This is a genomic window from Caballeronia telluris (genome assembly GCF_001544495.1).
In the GTDB taxonomy this organism is placed as follows: domain Bacteria; phylum Pseudomonadota; class Gammaproteobacteria; order Burkholderiales; family Burkholderiaceae; genus Caballeronia; species Caballeronia telluris.
Genome location: NZ_FCNZ02000006.1, coordinates 14,310 through 31,179 on the forward strand (window position 1 = coordinate 14,310; position 16,870 = coordinate 31,179).

12 protein-coding genes are annotated in these 16,870 nt (G+C 66.2%); 4 read left to right on the forward strand and 8 right to left on the reverse strand.

Annotated elements, in window-relative coordinates; all coding sequences use genetic code 11:
• Window position 1 precedes the first annotated feature (1 nt).
• The 3 genes from AWB66_RS09440 to AWB66_RS09450 are packed head-to-tail and all read right to left on the reverse strand — an operon-like array spanning window position 2 to window position 7,024.
• Complete coding sequence (locus AWB66_RS09440) at window positions 2–925, reverse strand: transglutaminase family protein (protein WP_087630037.1); 924 nt, start codon at window positions 923–925, stop codon at window positions 2–4.
• A complete protein-coding gene (locus AWB66_RS09445; RefSeq protein WP_087630038.1) occupies window positions 922–3,498 on the reverse strand; it encodes a circularly permuted type 2 ATP-grasp protein in 2,577 nt (858 codons plus the stop codon). Before AWB66_RS09445 ends, AWB66_RS09440 begins: the two co-directional genes overlap by 4 nt.
• A gap of 46 nt (window positions 3,499–3,544) precedes the next feature.
• Window positions 3,545–7,024, reverse strand: a complete 3,480-nt coding sequence (locus AWB66_RS09450) for a transglutaminase family protein (RefSeq protein WP_087630039.1) — start codon at window positions 7,022–7,024, stop codon at window positions 3,545–3,547.
• 200 nt (window positions 7,025–7,224) lie between these two features.
• Here AWB66_RS09450 and AWB66_RS09455 point away from each other — a divergent pair, with 200 nt between their 5' ends.
• Window positions 7,225–8,415 (forward strand): zinc-binding metallopeptidase family protein, encoded by a 1,191-nt coding sequence (locus AWB66_RS09455; protein ID WP_087630040.1) that lies wholly within the window; start codon window positions 7,225–7,227, stop codon window positions 8,413–8,415.
• A 64-nt stretch (window positions 8,416–8,479) separates the two neighbouring features.
• Window positions 8,480–9,283, forward strand: a complete 804-nt coding sequence (locus AWB66_RS09460) for a transglutaminase-like domain-containing protein (protein ID WP_087630041.1) — start codon at window positions 8,480–8,482, stop codon at window positions 9,281–9,283.
• A 36-nt stretch (window positions 9,284–9,319) separates the two neighbouring features.
• Here AWB66_RS09460 and AWB66_RS09465 read toward each other — a convergent pair whose 3' ends face one another.
• Together AWB66_RS09465 and AWB66_RS09470 are read right to left on the reverse strand one after the other, a co-directional pair.
• Window positions 9,320–10,315: an alpha-E domain-containing protein gene (locus AWB66_RS09465; RefSeq protein WP_087630042.1), complete on the reverse strand. Its 996-nt coding sequence runs from the start codon at window positions 10,313–10,315 to the stop codon at window positions 9,320–9,322.
• Window positions 10,316–10,388: 73 nt separating this feature from the next.
• Window positions 10,389–11,858 (reverse strand): circularly permuted type 2 ATP-grasp protein, encoded by a 1,470-nt coding sequence (locus AWB66_RS09470; protein WP_087630043.1) that lies wholly within the window; start codon window positions 11,856–11,858, stop codon window positions 10,389–10,391.
• A 430-nt stretch (window positions 11,859–12,288) separates the two neighbouring features.
• On the opposite strand from AWB66_RS09470, the gene AWB66_RS09480 reads away from it, so the two are divergent.
• Complete coding sequence (locus tag AWB66_RS09480) at window positions 12,289–13,134, forward strand: alpha/beta fold hydrolase (RefSeq protein ID WP_087630045.1); 846 nt, start codon at window positions 12,289–12,291, stop codon at window positions 13,132–13,134.
• Between the two features lie 258 nt (window positions 13,135–13,392).
• On the forward strand, window positions 13,393–13,854 hold the full coding sequence (locus AWB66_RS09485) for a response regulator (RefSeq protein ID WP_125469695.1): 462 nt from the start codon (window positions 13,393–13,395) through the stop codon (window positions 13,852–13,854).
• Between the two features lie 20 nt (window positions 13,855–13,874).
• On the opposite strand, the gene AWB66_RS09490 is transcribed toward AWB66_RS09485, so the two are convergent.
• From AWB66_RS09490 to AWB66_RS09500, 3 genes are all read right to left on the reverse strand, one after another.
• Window positions 13,875–14,168 carry a hypothetical protein gene (locus AWB66_RS09490; RefSeq protein ID WP_087630047.1) on the reverse strand — a complete coding sequence of 98 codons (294 nt, stop codon included), beginning with the start codon at window positions 14,166–14,168 and terminating at the stop codon, window positions 13,875–13,877.
• 38 nt (window positions 14,169–14,206) lie between these two features.
• Complete coding sequence (locus AWB66_RS09495; protein ID WP_200818958.1) at window positions 14,207–15,070, reverse strand: DMT family transporter; 864 nt, start codon at window positions 15,068–15,070, stop codon at window positions 14,207–14,209.
• An 82-nt stretch (window positions 15,071–15,152) separates the two neighbouring features.
• Window positions 15,153–16,715, reverse strand: coding sequence for a sensor domain-containing diguanylate cyclase (locus AWB66_RS09500; protein ID WP_087630048.1), 1,563 nt, complete (start codon window positions 16,713–16,715; stop codon window positions 15,153–15,155).
• Between the last annotated feature and the right edge of the window lie 155 nt (window positions 16,716–16,870).

Sequence of the window (16,870 nt, forward strand, 5' to 3'; positions counted from 1 at the left end):
TCTAGGGTTCGATCTCGGGATTGGAACCGTCACCGTCGATCCCAAGCACCGTCACTCCCACATCCACGCGATGCGACCCGCCCCCAAGAATAAGCCCGCGCAGCAGCGACACATCGCTATAGTCTCGCCCGATCGCGAGCGTGATGTGATCCAGATCGGCGAGCACGTCGTTGGTCGGATCGAGATCGATCCACCCGCTGCCCGGGCAAAACACCGACACCCACGCGTGCGAGGCATCCGCGCCAATGAGCTTCACCTGCCCCGGCGGCGGATCGTTGCGCAGATAGCCGCTCACATACCGCGCGGGCAGGCCGATCGCCCGCATGCAGCCGATCATCACCTGCGCAAAGTCCTGACACACCCCGCTCTTCAGTTCGAACGCCTGATGCGCGGGCGTATCGTATGAAGTGGAAAGCGGCCGGTACTCGAAGTCGGCATAAATGCGATGCATCAAATCGATCGCGCCTTCGGCGAGCGGACGCCCCGGCGTAAAACTGACGAGCCCGTATTCCTGCAAGTCCTGCCGCAAGCCGATATTCGGCGACGCGAAGCAGAACTCCGTCTCCGGCACGAACGGCGCGCCGGCGAAATAACGCGTGCTCGCCGCGACCGTGTCCCAAGTCGGGGTCGCGGCCGGATCGAGCGACGCCCAGCGCGGCGTCAACTCCACCGTCGTCTCGCTGATCATCTGCAACGACCGGTGCGGCGACTCCAGCGAAAAATACAGCACGTCGTTGCCGAACGCATCGACGCGGCTGTTGATGTACGACGGCGCCGGCTCGATGCTCTCCTCATGCGCGATCACGCGCTGCCACGCCGTGTTCTGCGGACGAATCGTCGCGAGATGCTGCGCCGTTTCGACGTAGGTGGAGTAGCGGTAAGTCGTCCGGTGCGACACCGACAACACGGCCTTTTCGATCGTCACGACGACACCTGCAGCGATTGCGTCTTCGCGTGGCTGAAGTAGCGCGCGCTGATTTCATGCGCGGCCGCGCTCACCTGCGCTTCCAGTTCGTCGCATGCGGCGACGAGTTCGGCGTGCATGCCGCCGGCGTCGGTCGTGCAAAGCGCTTCGAGATTGCGCAGCGACGCCGCATGCCGCGTCGCCGCGCTGAAATCGCTGTGCGCGCCGCGCCCGGCCGCCTGTGAAATCTCGACGAGCTTCGTGCACAGGCGCTTGTACACGCCATAGAGACCGCGCGGATTGGTCGGCTCGACCACCAGCAGGTCGATCAGCGGCGGCACTTCGAAGCGTCCCGGGTAGAGCGAGCGATACGTCAGCGTGCTGTCGAAAAGTTGCAGCAGCAGATCGAAGCCGCCGGGCGTCGCGATCTGCCGATGCTTCGCCGCCGTGCGCAGGAAGGTCGCCATCGTCGCGACACGTTCGATGTGCCGCCCCGCAAAAATCAGCCGCCACGCTTCGTCGCGCGTCATGCGGTCGCCCTGCGCGCCGCTGATCGCGAGCAGTTGCGACGAGAGCGTTTCGAGCGTGCGCGTGAGCAGCACGCGGTCGTAGCGCTCGATGCCGCGCACCGGATGCAGCGCCTGGATCGCATCGCGGAAATCGTTGCGCGCCGCGAGAATCGTGCGCCAGTGATCGGTCGAGAGGCGCCCGCGAATCTCGCCGCTCGCGCGCGCCTGGCTCGCGAGGTTCTGCCCGATGCTCGACGCCGCGCTGCCTTCGCCGAGGTTCGCGACGAGCATCCGTTCGAGCGACGCCGACGTATAGCCGCTACGCGGCGCGCCCGGCGGCAAGAGGCCACACTGCCAGGCGAGATCGACCATCGTGTCGAGCAAGCCTTCCGCGTCGTTGCTCTCCAGCGACGAAAGAATCACGCGCATCAGCCGCGTGTTGTTCTCCGCGCGCTCGCCATAACGGCCGGCCCAGAACAGGTTCTCCGCGGCGCGGCTCGACACCGTGCGGTGCTTGCGCGCGAGGTCGTCGGGCGTCATCGGCGTGGGCAGCAGCGAGAGCGTCGAACTCGGATGGCTCGACAGCACCCACGTATCGACGCTGCTGCTGCCATATTGCATCGATACCGACGGCTGCCGTTCCGCGCCGAGGCGCGTGAAGCCGCCCGGCATCACGGACCAGCCGCCTTCCATGTCGGCGATCGCGTAGACGCGCAGCACGCTGGAACGCCCGGCGATCGTGCTCTCCTCGTATCGCGGCGCGTGCGAGCCGGGAAACAGTTCCTGGATCGTGAAGGCATCCGGCATCGCCTCGATGCGCTTTTCCCACTTGGCGAGCGGCTGCAAGCCGTCGCCGAAACCGCGCGGACTGCGCCCGTTCATCTCGACGCCCGGCCACGTCGGAATCACGAATGCTTCGTCGAGCGATTCGAGCGCCGCCTCGCGCGCCGCCGCCTCTCCGCACCACCACGTCGGCACGCTCGGTAGTTCGAGCCGCTCGCCCAGCAGCGAATGCGAGATCGCGGGCAGGAAGCCATGCAGCGCCGGCGATTCGACGAAGCCGGAGCCCGGCACGTTCGACACCATCACGTTGCCCGCGCGCATCACCTGCAAGAGACCCGGCACGCCGATGCTCGAATCCGCGCGCAGTTCGACGGGATCGCAGAACGCGTCGTCGAGACGCCGCAGCAGCACGTGCACGCGCTCCAGTCCGGCGAAGGTCTTGAGAAAGAGCTTGTCGTCGCGCACGGTCAGGTCCTTGCCTTCGACGAGCGTCACGCCGAGATAGCGCGCAAGGAACGCGTGCTCGAAGAAGGTTTCGCTGAACGGCCCCGGCGTAAGCAGCGCGATATGCGGCGAGCCTTCCTCGCCGCGCATCGTCGCGCGCCCGCCTTCGACGAGCGATGCGATCAGCCGCGAATAGAACGGCGCGAGGCGCTGCACGCGCATCGAACGGAACGGGTCGGCGAAGACGCCCGCCACGATCAGCCGGTTCTCCAGGGCATAACCGAGCCCCGACGGCGCCTCGGTGCGATGCGCCATGATGACCCACTCGCCGCTCGGCGCGCGCGCGAGATCCACCGCGACGAGTTGCAGGTACTGACCGCCCGGCGGCACGAAGCCCTTCACCGAGCGCAGGTAGCCGGGGTGGCCGAAGACCATCGCAGGCGGCAGGAAGCCTTCGTGCAGTAGCGTCTGCGGCCCGTAGACATCCTTCACGATGGCGTTGAGCAGGGTCGCGCGCTGTTTGATCGCGCGTTCCAGCTTCGCCCACTCGCCTTCGTCGATGAGGAACGGCAGAAGGTCCAGCGCCCACGGACGCGGCTCGCCGTTATCCGCGTAGACGTTGTAGCTGATGTCGTTGTCGCGCACCTGCTGCGCGATGGAATCGACGGCGTGATCGAGACCGGCGATGCCTTCGTCGCCGAGCAGATCGAAGAAGCGCCGCCAGATGGGACGCAACTGGCCCGATTCGTCGCGCAGTTCGTCCCAGTGGCCCTCCCTCACCGGCAGCGCGCGCAAAGGCGATGAGACCTTCGCGCGGACCGCGGCTTCTTCGAAAGGGAGTGAGGTTTGAACGGCCAAAAGTTGAACCGGTTGTCGTTTTAGCAATCGATCGCCGGCGGCAATTTCACCGCCAGCGGCGCAAGTCGAGCGTGAACGGAAATTCGAGGCTGCGCTGCGGTTCGCCCACGTTCACGCGTCCCGGCGTGTGGCCGCTCTTGAAGAAGCGCGCGCGCCGCCGGCTTTCCGCCTCGTAGGCGTTGACCGGAAACGTACCGTAGTTGCGGCCGCCCGGATGCGACACATGATAACGGCATCCGCCGATCGAACGCTTGTTCCATGTGTCGATCACATCGAAGGTGAGCGGGGCATCGACGCCGATCGACGGATGCAGCGCCGACGACTGCTGCCACGCCCTGAAGCGCACGCCCGCGACGTGTTCGCTCGCGCGGCCGGTCGGCTGCAAGGGCAGCGGCACGCCGTTGACCGTCACCACGTGCCGGTTACTGTTCAAACCGAGCACATGCACTTCGAGCCGCTCGACCGACGAATCCACGCAACGCACCGTCCCGCCCGGCGCGCCGTCCTCGCCCATCACGTGCCACGGTTCGAGCGCGTTGCGCACCGTCAGTTCGATGCCGCTCGACTGGACCGAACCGACCAGCGGGAAGCGGAATTCGAAGTGCGGCGCGAACCACGCGGCGTCGAACGCGAAGCCGGATGCGTTGATGTCGGCGATCACGTCCTCGAAATCCATCCGGATGAACGAGCCGAGCATGAAGCGGTCATGCAGCTCCGTACCCCAGCGCGTGAGACGCGTCGCGTAAGGCTTCTCCCAGAAGCGCGCGACGAGCGCGCGCAGCAGCAGTTGCTGCACGAGACTCATGCGCGCGTGCGGCGGCATTTCGAAACCGCGCAGTTCCAGCAGACCCAGGCGGCCGGTCGGGCCGTCGGGCGAATACAGCTTGTCGATGCAGAACTCGGCGCGGTGCGTGTTGCCCGTCACGTCGATCAGCAGGTTGCGCAGCGTGCGGTCGACGAGCCACGGCGGCAGCTTCGCGCTGTCGCGGCCGCCCAGCAGGTCGAGTTGCCGCTGCAGTTCGTTGAACGCGATCTCCAGTTCGTAGAGCTGGTCGTTGCGCGCCTCGTCGACGCGCGGCGCCTGGCTCGTCGGACCGAGAAAGAGCCCCGAAAACAGATACGACAGCGACGGATGATTGATGAAGTACGCGATCAGGCTCGCGAGCAGGTCCGGCCGACGCAGGAACGGACTGTCGGCAGGTGTCGCGCCGCCGAGCACGAAGTGGTTCCCGCCGCCGGTGCCGGTGTGGCGGCCGTCGGTCATGAACTTCTCGGTGCTCAGATACGTCTCGTGCGCCGACTGATACAGGTACTCGGTATGGTCGACGAGTTCGTCCCAGTTCGCGGCCGGATGAATGTTCACTTCGATCACGCCCGGGTCCGGCGTCACCTGAAGCAGCTTCAGGCGCCGGTCGCGCGGCGGCGGATAGCCTTCAATAATCACCTTCATCCGCAAATCGGCGGCCGTCGCTTCGACGGCGGCGAGGAGGTCCAGATAGTCGTCGATTTCGGTGAGCGGCGGCATGAACACATGCAGCAGGCTGTGGCCGCTGCCGAACGATTCGGCTTCGACCTTCGGTCCCGCCGCCCGCGCCGGATCGCGCGCCTCGACGCACAACGCTGTGCGCCGAATCCACGACGCGGACTCGCCTCGCGCGGGCTCGCGCGCGGCCGCTGCGGCCGTCGTCGCCGACGTTCCCGCGCCTGCTCCCGTGCCGGCTCCGGCGTCCAGACCGCCGACGCCCGCCCAGCCCGCCGTCTCGACCGCGCCCGGCACGCCGGCCGCGAGCGTTCCGCCGCCGTACTGCATGCGCAATTCCGTCGCCGATCGCAACGGCGCCTGCTGCCCGAACGGATCGACCGGATGCTGATACGGATAATCGCCCGCGCTCACCCACGGCAGCGAGTCGAGCGGCAGCCGATAACCCATCGGCGAATCGCCGGGAATCAGATACATGCGGTCATCGCGGAAGAACCACGGGCCGCTGACCCAGTGCGGCGGCTGCATCGGGACGTCGCGTTCGCGCGTGATCGGCAGCACGTAGCCCGTCACGCGCGCGAGACCGGCGTCGAACACGCGCCGCAAACGCACGCGCTCCAGTTCGTCGTCGAGTTCCGAGTCGAACGGATCGACGTTGACCGGCAGCTTGCGCTCGCGCCACAGGTAGTAGAACGTGTCCTCGTAGCCGGCCTGGACGTGTTTCGTGTCGAGCGCGAGCTTGTTCGTCAGATGCAGGATGAAGCGATGCGCGTCTTCCGCGGTATAGGCGCCGGGTTCGCGTTCGTCGGCGAAGAGCGTCGGGTCGGACCAGACCGGCTGGCCGTCCGCGCGCCAGTAGAGCGACATCGCCCAGCGCGGCAACTGCTCGCCCGGATACCACTTGCCCTGCCCGATATGCATGAAGCCGCCGACGCCATAACGCGCGCGCAGCTTGTCCATCAAGCCGACCGCATAGCCGCGCTTGGTCGGCCCGAGCGCGTCGGTGTTCCATTCGGCGGCGTCGCGGTCGCGCACGGCGACGAACGTCGGCTCGCCACCCATCGTCAGACGCACGTCCATGTCCGCGAGACGCCGATCGACCTGCGCGCCCATCGCGAGCACGTCGGACCAGACTTCCTCCGTGTACGGCTTCGTGACGCGCGGCGTTTCCAGCACGCGCTCGACCGACATCAGATGCTCGAACTCGACCTCGCTCTTGTCGACGGCGCCGGAGATTGGCGCGGCGCTGCCCGGCTCCGGCGTGCACGCGACGGGAATGTGCCCCTCGCCCGCGAGCAGGCCGGACGTCGGATCGAAACCGATCCAGCCCGCGCCCGGCAGATAGACCTCGCACCATGCGTGCAGGTCGGTGAAATCGACTTCGGTGCCGCTCGGGCCGTCTAGCGAGCGCTGGTCCGGCGTAAGCTGGATCAGGTAGCCGGAGACGAAGCGCGCGGCGAGCCCGAGATGCCGCAGCGTCTGGACGAGCAGCCAGCTCGTGTCGCGGCAGGAGCCGAGCGCTTTTTCGAGCGTCTCCTCCGGCGTCTGCACGCCGGGCTCCATGCGGATGATGTACGCGATCTCACTTTGCAAGCGCTGGTTCAGCGCGACGAGGAAATTGGTCGTGCCGGTCGGTGTCCGGTCGATGCTCTCGACGAACTGCTTGAGCAGCGGCGTCAGTGCTCCCTTCACGAGATACGGCGCCAGTTCCGTCGCGACGTGCGGCTCGTACTTGAACGGGAATTCCTCGGCGCTCGGTTCGAGGAAGAAGTCGAACGGGTTGTACACCGCCATCTCGACGACCAGGTCGACCGTGACCTTGAACTCGCGCGTCTTCTCCGGGAAGACGAGGCGCGCCTGATAATTGGCGAACGCGTCCTGCTGCCAGTTGACGAAGTGATCGGCCGGCTCGACCCGCATCGAATACGAGATCACCGGCGTGCGGGTGTGAGGCGCGGGCCGCAGCCGCAAGACTTGCGGGCCGAGCGCGACAAGGCGGTCGTAGCGGTAGTGCGTGATGTGGTTCAGCGCGACGCGGATTGACACACCTGGCTCCTCTTCGAATGAGATGATCTGCAACGAGGACGTTACCGACCTCGCGGATTGTACGTCGCATCATGCGGCAGACAATTTACCGATTGAACAAAGTCGCATGGCCGGGACGCCCCGCCGGTCTTCGTGTGTGAATCGCGGCACGTCGCTTGCTCACTGCTTCCGATAGTCCCGCACCCACCTGACTGTCTATCATGAAAACGTTTCATTGCGACCGATGCCAACAGCACGTCTTCTTCGAGAACGTGAAATGCGAGTCCTGCGCCGCGCTGCTCGGCTACGTGCCCGCGCTCGCGGAAGTCTGCGCGTTCGAACCCGCCGATGAAGGCACGTGGCGCAACCTGCATGCATCCGCGAACGGCGCGCTGTACAAGCAGTGCAACAACTACGCACTGGAAAACGTCTGCAACTGGATGCTGCCCGCCGACTCGCCCGACGTCCTGTGTCCCGCGTGCAGCCTCACGCACACCATTCCGAACCTCACGGTTCCGGAGAACCGCGTCTACTGGTACCGGCTCGAAACCGCCAAGCGGCGCCTGCTCTATGCACTCGGCGCGCTCGGGCTGCACGTCGAATCGCGCAAGGACAATCCCGAGGGCGGCCTGCAGTTCGAGTTCCTCGAAGACGGCGGCGTCGGCGAGAAAGTCCTGACCGGCCACGACAACGGCCTCATCACGATGAACATCGCCGAAGCGGACGACGCGCATCGCGAGAAGACCCGCATGGAGATGGGCGAGCCTTATCGCACCTTGCTGGGGCATTTCCGCCATGAAATCGGCCATTACTATTTCGACCGGCTCGTGACCGGTTCGAAATGGGAAGAGCCGTTTCGCGCGCTCTTCGGCGACGAGCGCACCGACTATCAGGCCGCGCTTCAGGCGCACTATGAAGGAGGCCCGCCCGCCGAGTGGGACGCGTCGTACGTGAGCGCCTATGCGACCACGCATCCCTGGGAGGACTGGGCCGAGACGTGGGCGCACTACCTGCACATCGTCGATACGATCGACACCGCCGCCAACTGCGGCCTCGAACTCAAGCCCGACGACAAGAACGAACCGACGCTCACCGACAGCTCGCCGATCGAGAGCGAAAGCTTCGATAACCTGATGAAGCGCTGGTTTCCGCTGACCTATGCGCTCAACAGCCTGAACCGCAGTCTCGGCCTCGCGGATGCCTATCCGTTCACGCTCGCGCCGAAGGTGATCGACAAGCTGCGCTTCGTTCATCGCGTGATTGCGAGTGCGGACTCGAAGCAGGAAGCCATGCCGAAGCAGATCAGCGAGGCCGAGTCTTCCGGCGCGGAGTCGCCAATCGCGAAACCCGCCGACACCGCGCCGGATGCCAGGAACGCGCCCGCGCCTTCCGATGGAACGGCAGTTGCTTGATAACGGGTGCGGCCCGCCCTACCCTTCGCCGCTCCATTGCTGCATCACCGAGAAAGGACCTCCGATGAGACTCCGCGTTGGTTACGACCTGATGTATGAGTGCGCGCAGCCAACACCGATGTTGCTGATGCTGAACACTCATTACTCGCGCGCCCAGGACATGCTCGTGCCGGATCACATCTATACCGATCCGCTCGTGCCACTGCGCCAGTACCGCGATTCGTTCGGCAATCTCTGCACGCGGCTCACCGCGCCGCCGAGCAGGCTGACACTGTCGGCGCGTGGCGTCTTCGAGGTCCCGCCGACTCACGAGATACCGGAAACGAACGGCTATCAGCATGCGATCGAGGAACTGCCCGACGAATGCATGGTGTACCTGCTCGGCAGCCGCTATTGCGAAACCGATTTGCTGTCAGAGGTCGCATGGCAGCGCTTCGGTCACACGCCGCTCGGCCGCGGCCGCGTGCAAGCAATCTGCGACTTCGTGCACAACCACATCCGCTTCGACTACAACTGCGCGCGCCCGACCAAAACCGCCTGGGAAACCTGGCAGGACGGCGCGGGCGTGTGCCGCGACTACGCGCATCTGGCTGTCGCGCTGTGCCGCACGATGAACATCCCGGCGCGCTACTGCACGGGCTACATCAGCGACGTCAACCTGCCACCGCCCTACGCGCCGATGGACTTCTGCGCGTGGTTCGAAGCGTATCTCGGCAATACGTGGCACACGTTCGATCCGCGCAACAACGCGCCGCGCACCGGACGCATCCTGATGGCGCGCGGCCGGGATGCCGCCGACGTCGCCATCAGCAACACCTTCGGGCCGACGATCCTCAGCAAGTTCCTCGTCGTCTGCGAACCGGAGTGAGGCACGCCGGACGCACGCGGCAAGGATTCGTTCCGCTCATGCCGTTTGCGTCTGGCTCTGGCTACTCGGCGGCGGCTCGCCCGGTTCCGGCGCGAGCGGCAAGAGGAAGTCCTGGCTGACGTGGCTCGCGAGATCGTTCACGCGCGCAAGAAAGCTCACCAGATACGCGTGCAGGCCGCCCTGCAAGATGTCCTGGATGCGCGCGTTCTTCAGTTCCTCGCACAGTTGCGTAGCCATCCGCGCCGTCTCGCTGCTGCGCCCGTTCATCACCTTGCCGATCAGATGCTGCACTTCCGCGATGCTCGCCGCGAGCGAGCGCGGCCAGTCGCCGTACAAAATCAAAAGACCCGCGACGCGCTCCGGCGTGACGACATCGCGATACACCTTGCGATACACCTCGAAGCCCGACACGGAACGCAGCACCGCGGTCCAGTGGTAGTAGTCGAACGGTTGCGCCGACGTATCCGCGCGCTGCTCCATCATTTCGAACTTCACGTCGAGGATGCGCGCGGTGTTGTCGGCACGTTCGATGAAGGTGCCGAGCCGCATGAACCAGAACGCGTCGTCCTTCACAAGCGTCCCCAACTGCACGCCGCGCGACAGATGCGAGCGGAACTTGACCCATTCGAGAAACTCGTAGGGATCGCGCTCCAGAATGCCGTCGGCGACCAGGCGCTGTGCGTCGAGCCACGTCGTGTTGAGGCTTTCCCACAATTCGCTGTTGGTCGAGCTGCGCACCGCTCGCGCGTTCTCGCGCGCCGCGCGCAGGCAACTCAGGATCGACGACGGATTCGACAAGTCGCGAACCATGAAGTCGATCACGTCACGGCTTTTCATGCCCTGATGCCCGGCGGCATAGACGCCGGAGAGTTCGGAAATCGACAGCATCGCGCGCCAGCCCAGTTCGGCGTATTCGTCGGACTGCGGCAGAAGCGACAACTGGTAATTCGCGTCGAGCATCCGGGCTGTGTTTTCGGCGCGCTCGATATAGCGCGCCATCCAGAAGAGATGATCCGCGGTACGGCTCAGCATGGGTGCTCCCGGTCCTCTTGTTCGACTCTTGTTGAAAGTGGCGACGAATGTCGTGAGCGATGGTGGCTTTCCATCAGCGCTCGAGCACCCACGTGTCCTTGGTGCCGCCGCCCTGCGACGAATTCACCACGAGCGAGCCCTCGCGCAATGCGACGCGCGTGAGTCCGCCCGGGACCATGCGCACCTCGTTGCCCGACAGCACGAACGGCCGCAAGTCGATATGGCGCGGCGCGATGCCGGCATCGACGTAGGTCGGGCAGGTCGAGAGCGCGAGCGTCGGCTGGGCGATGTACTTGTCCGGATTCGCCTCCAGCACGGCGCGAAACGCTTCGATCTCCGCCGTCGTCGAGGCCGGCCCGACCAGCATGCCGTAGCCGCCCGCCCCGTGCGTTTCCTTGACGACCAGATCCTTCAGGTTCGCCAGCACGTGCTTGAGATCGTCGGGCTTGCGGCACATCCAGGTCGGCACGTTGTTGAGGATCGGTTCCTCGCCCAGATAGAAGCGCACCATGTCGGGCACGTAGGGATAGATCGACTTGTCGTCGGCGATGCCCGTTCCCACCGCGTTGCACAGCGACACGTTGCCCGCGCGATACGCCGAGATCAGTCCCGCCACGCCGAGCGTCGAATCGGCGCGGAACACGTCCGGATCGAGGAAGTCGTCGTCGAGACGCCGGTAGATCACGTCCACGCGCTGCGGCCCCTGCGTCGTGCGCATGTAGACGTGATCGTTCTCGACGAAGAGGTCCTGCCCCTGCACGAGTTCAACACCCATCTGCTGCGCGAGGAACGCGTGCTCGAAGTACGCGGAGTTGTACATCCCCGGCGTGAGCACGACGATGCCGGGATTGTCGACGCCTGCGGGCGCGGCGGCGCGCAACGTATCGAGCAGCAGGTCCGGATAGTGCGCGACCGGCGCCACGCGATTGCGCGCGAAGAGGTCGGGGAAGAGCCGCATCATCATCTTGCGGTTCTCCAGCATGTATGACACGCCGGACGGCACGCGCAGGTTGTCTTCGAGCACGTAGAACTCGCCCTCGCCGGCGCGCACGATGTCGATGCCCGCGATATGCGCATAGATGTTGCGCACGACGGAGACGCCCTTCATCTGCGGCCGATACTGCGCGTTGTTCAGGATCTGCTCGGCCGGGATGATGCCGGCCTTGATGATGTCCTGGTCGTGATAGACGTCGTGGATGAAGCGGTTGAGCGCATTCACGCGCTGCCGCAGGCCGCGCTCCAGCGCCTTCCATTCCGTCGCGGGGAAGATGCGCGGAATCACGTCGAAGGGAATGGTGCGCTCGGCATCGACGCCCAGTTCGTCCTTGCCATACACCGCGAACGTGATGCCGACGCGCCTGAAGTTCAGGTCCGCCTCCGCCCGCTTCAGGTGAATCTGCTGCTCGCTCTGCGTGTTCAACCAGTTCATGAATTCCAGGTAATGCCTGCGCGGATCGCCCGCGCCACGAAACGCCGCCGCCGGAACGCCCGCCGCCTGGAGGTCGGAGCGTTCGAACATTTCGTTGAAGAAAGCTTGCGTCATAAACCGGTCTTCCATGTGAAGTGCGTGCCGGGCTCGGTCCCGGCTTATCTGTGCATGCTTTCGCACGGCCTTCGCACGGCGTTCGTCGCTTGCGGTTCGCGACAGTCGCAAGACAGTCGAACGCCGGCCGCACCGGCGCGCGGTGCGGACATTGTCTCGTCACGCGGCGAGCGCGAACGTGCGATGCATAACGCCCGCAACTCCATCGCGGCGGCGCAAAAGTGAACGAGATGGTTAAAGCAACAAACACGCCAACGTTGCGGGGTACGAAAGGAAGGCGTGTCGTGCCCGATTCGATAGCGCGCCGAGCGGCACGTTTTGGCGCCTCCGCACCAACGCGGGGCGCGATTTACGCACGATCGCACAGTTAAGGGTTTTGCGGGGTCGCTTATGCTTGGCGTTCTTAGCTGACCGACTTCGGAGGCGATCCATGACGCAATCAGCATTTTCAGGCGCACTGCCACTCCCGCATTCCTTCGATTTCGAAGGCCAGTCGGTGCGCTACGGCGTGATCGGCGCGGGTGAGCCGCTCGTCTTCGTGCACGGCACGCCGTTCTCGTCGCAGGTCTGGCGACGCATCGCGCCGATTGCCGCCCGCGTGCGGCAGGTGTTCTATTTCGATCTGCTCGGCTACGGCGCGTCCGAGCAGCGCGCGGGACAGGACGTGTCGCTCGGCGTGCAGAACCGCTTGCTCGCTGCGTTGCTGAAGCACTGGCAGCTCGACACGCCCGATGTCGTCGCCCACGACTTCGGCGGCGCGACGTCGCTCCGGGCCGCGCTGCTGAACGGCTGCGAATACCGGTCGTTGCTGCTCGTCGATCCGGTCGCGGTGGCGCCTTGGGGTTCGCCGTTCGTCCGGCACGTCCGCGCGCATGAAGCCGCGTTCGCGGGCGTGCCGGCCTATATCCACGCGGCGATGCTCGATGCGTACCTGCAAGGCGCCGTCCATCGCAAGCTCGACGCCGAGACCTTGCGCATCCACGCCGCGCCGTGGACGGGCGAAACAGGTCAGGCGGCGTTCTACCGGCAGACCGCGCAGATGGATCAGCGCTACACCGACGAAATCGAGCCGCGCTACGGCGATTTGCGCTGTCCCGTTTCGATCCTGTGGGGCGAAGAGGACCAGTGGATTCCGGTCGAACGAGGCGAGGCGCTATCGAAGATGATCCCCGGCGCGCGTCTGACGCGCGTGCAAGGCTCGGGTCATCTGATGCAGGAGGACGCGCCGGAAGCGATCGTCGGCGAGTTGCTCGGGTTCCTTCAGCAAGCGCGGTGAGGACTCCCGCGCGCAATTCGGGCAACTCCCCGCCGCCGGCGCGCGCGCACTGGCCCGGATACTGCATTCGATCCGCCGGTATGATTCGTCAGTCCGGTTTTAACCAAACAGTACGGACCCCACGCTGTTTCGCCGCATGAACGACGCCCTCGCATGGTGCACGCGCACGCCATTGCGGGGCGTTGCCTTGCCAGGCCGATGCACGCGGACCGTCTCTGGACCGGGCCGACCCGCCAACCCGACCCGACGAGGATCAACGTGAACAACCGCGCGGCCGAACCGAGCCTGGCACGACATGCATTGTGGAATCGCAAGCAGACGCGGGTTCCGGCGAATTCGCGGCGAGTGCTCCTCGCCAATGCCGACAAGGCGCTCGGCGAGTCGCTCAGTTCGCTGTTCGCGCTGAAAGGCTTCTCGACGGACTTCGCGCTCGACGTCACCTCCGTGCGCACGATCGTTCGATCCTGGAAGCCGCAGGTCACCTTTCTCGATACGCGCATCGGCGGATGCGGCAACTACGCGCTGGTGCGCGAACTGCGCGCGCTCAACGGCGATCGGAGCGGCGTCATCATCGCGATGAGCAGCTTTTTGCCCGAGGAACCGGTGCGTCTGTTGAAGGAAGCAGGTTACGACGGCCATTGCCGGCGGCCGTGCGCCGTCTGGCAAATGACCGATCTGCTCGATGAGTTCTTCGCGCCGGGGCCGGGCTCCGTGCGGTGACGGCGATGGCGCCGCCGCGTTCAGTCGGAAGTGCGCGCGTTGCGCTTGGCGACGCTCGCCGCTTCGCTCGACGCCGCCTGCGGCTGCGGCGTCAGTGCGAAACCCGCTTGGCCGTCTGGGTGTGCGTCTGCGTGTGCCTGCGCCTGCGATGCGTCGCTGGCCGCGACGGCGCCCGCGACCGTGCGTTCAACACCCGGCTCCTCGTTCTGCGCATGTTTCGACGACCGTCCAATGCCGGCGATGAGGAGCGTCGCCGCCACCGCGACGCCGACGAGTACCGCCACGACCGCGAATCCGCCGGTGTTCTTCCGCATGACTCTCCCTGATCCGATGCAATAGCGTTCAAGCGCGTTCAGAGCCGCAGCACGACCGCCCCGGCGATCACCGCGGCCACGCCGGTCCACTGGAGCGCGGTCAGCCGCTCCGCGCGCAGCGTCAGCCCGAGCAACGCGGTGACGCCGCCCGACAGCGTGCTCAGCACGGTAACGACCGCGACCGCCCCCGTCGACGCCCCGATGGCGAAGCTGCCGAGCGCGGCGAGACTGGCCGTCGATTGCGCGAGCAAGAGCGGCCACGCGGACGCGGGCGGCGCGGCCCACGTTTCGCCGCGCGACAGCGTCAGGAGGAGCGCGAGACTCGCCGCACCGAACGCGTAGCCGACGAAGAGCGTCGCCGTGGTGCCGAGCGTCGGCAGTGCGTAGCGTCCCTGAACGAAGAAACCGACGCCGTACAGCAAAGCGGCCAGTATCGCAAAGAAGACCGGGGACGTCTGCGCGCCATGCCGCACGGCCGGCGCCTCGCGCGTGAGCGCGGTCAGCGGCACGCCGCCGATGCAGATCAGAATGCCCGCGACGCCCAGCGCGCTCAGACGCTCGCCGCTCAGCACGGAGAGGAGCGTGGTGACGGCACCGTAGCTCATGGCGATCGGCGCGACGATCGCGGCCTTGCCGGTCGAGAGCCCTTTCGACAGCGTGAGCGAGCCGAACAGCGTGCAGACCGCCGCCGCGACCGCGCCCGCCCAGCCGCTCGCGGGCGCGGCGAAAGCCTGGCTGCGCGCGGCGGGCATCGAGAGGAACACCGTCCCGACGACGACGAGCCCGAAACAGAGCGACACGAAAACCGCCCGCCGCACGCCGATCCTGCGCGCCGACATGCCCGCGAGAAAATCCGTGATGCCCCAGAAAAACGCGGCCAGAAGGCCGAATGTCACGCCCACGTCCGGTCCTCCGCCGGGAAACGGCTCATCCTATCCGCTTCGACGGGAAGCGGCGGCGCAGCGGATCAGCGGACGGACGCGTTCACGGCTCGCTCGCGCTTATCGCCGGCGCGGCTTGCGGGCCCCGCGAGTGCTCCCAAAAGCGGATCATGCCCTTGCCCGCCGATTTGGCTTCGTAGAGCGCGCTGTCGGCGTGTTTCAGCACGTCGTCGAACGATTCGCCGGCGCCCGCGATCGCGATGCCGACGCTCGCGCACACCAGCGCGCGCCCGCCCGACGTCAGCCGATACGGCGCCGACAGCTCCTGGATGATGCGCCGCGCGAGCACGGCGCTCGCGGACGTGCCCGTCTGCGACGCCACGACGGCGAACTCGTCGCCGCCGAAACGCGCGACCAGTTCGCCACGCCGCATCACGTTGCGCAGACGGTCCGCGACCTGCTTCAGCACTTCGTCGCCGGCGTTGTGACCGAGCGTATCGTTGACGTGCTTGAAGCCGTCGAGATCGACGTACATGACGGCGACGCGCTGTCCCCGCACGCTCGCCGAAGCCGACAGGAGCCGCTTCGCGTGATCGCCCAGATAGCGGCGGTTCGGCAGGCCCGTGAGCGAATCGTGATGCGCCCAGTGCAGGATTTTCGCTTCCGACTTCCGGCGTTCCGTGACGTCCTCGATGATCACGACCTCGCTGCCGTCGGGCACCGGATTGCGCGTCATTTCGAGCTGGCGGCCGTCCGCGAGCTTGAGGTCGAGCGGCGCGCGCTCCTCGCGCAGCCATTCGCCGCAGCGCCGCACGAGTTCGTGGCGCAAGGTTTCGCCGAACTTCGCGAGTCCCACGTAGCCGATGAATTCCGGCAGCGGCACGTTCAGCCGCAATTTCTCGACCGTCGCGCCGAAGAGTTCCGCCGCCTTGCGGTTCGCGATGACGACCTTGCCGGCTTCGTCGATCGTGCACAAGCCGTGCGGCATGTGGGCGAGCGCGGCGTCGAAGCGGGCGGCGAGCTCGGCGTGCCGCTCTTCCGCCGTCATCAGCCCGACGAGCGCGCGATAGTGGCGGCGCACGACCGACACCATCGCGCCGACATACAGGAAGAGCGGCGGAATGAGAATCCAGTAGGCGGTATCGGCGGCCAAGGCGGCGCCGATGCCGATCGGCACGGCGCCCATGAAGATCTGCGCGATCGCGAGGCGCGGCAGCGCGGCGTTGCGCGACGCGATGCCGCCCAGGATGCCCGCCGTCACCATGATGGCGAGCGTGGCGAGCACGGCATCGCGCGAGATCACGCACGCCATCGCGCCGAGGCCGAGCAGCAGACACGCAGCGAGGGCAAACGGCACGTAGCGCGCGGCCCACGGTCCGGGATGAAGCGGCGCGGGGCGGCTTTTCGCGCGATAAAGCTGCACGACGGCGAGACGCGCGGTGAGCAGGCTGACGTCGAGAACGAGCCAGAGGATCGCCCAGCGCTCGTGCAGACGAAGCACGGCGGTCATCGCGACGAACACCCCGGCGATGCCGGACAGAAGCAACGGCCGATTGTCTACGAGAACGGTCGAGAGGAGCGAAGCGCGGATCGCGGGCGTGATGTCGCCATCCTCGGTGGGCGGCGTCGCCAGTACGGAATGAGTGAGGGACGGGTGGACTGGCATGCGGTGGCCGTGTAGGGACGAGGGTTCTGCTGGCCGCACCGGAGCCGCCGCTATTCGCGTTTACGGCGGGGTTGCGCGGTTCTTGAATGCGGATGAATCTGGCCGTTTGTGCGGCGCATCGTATGGAAGCGTGCGCCGCGCTTGGGCATAATGGC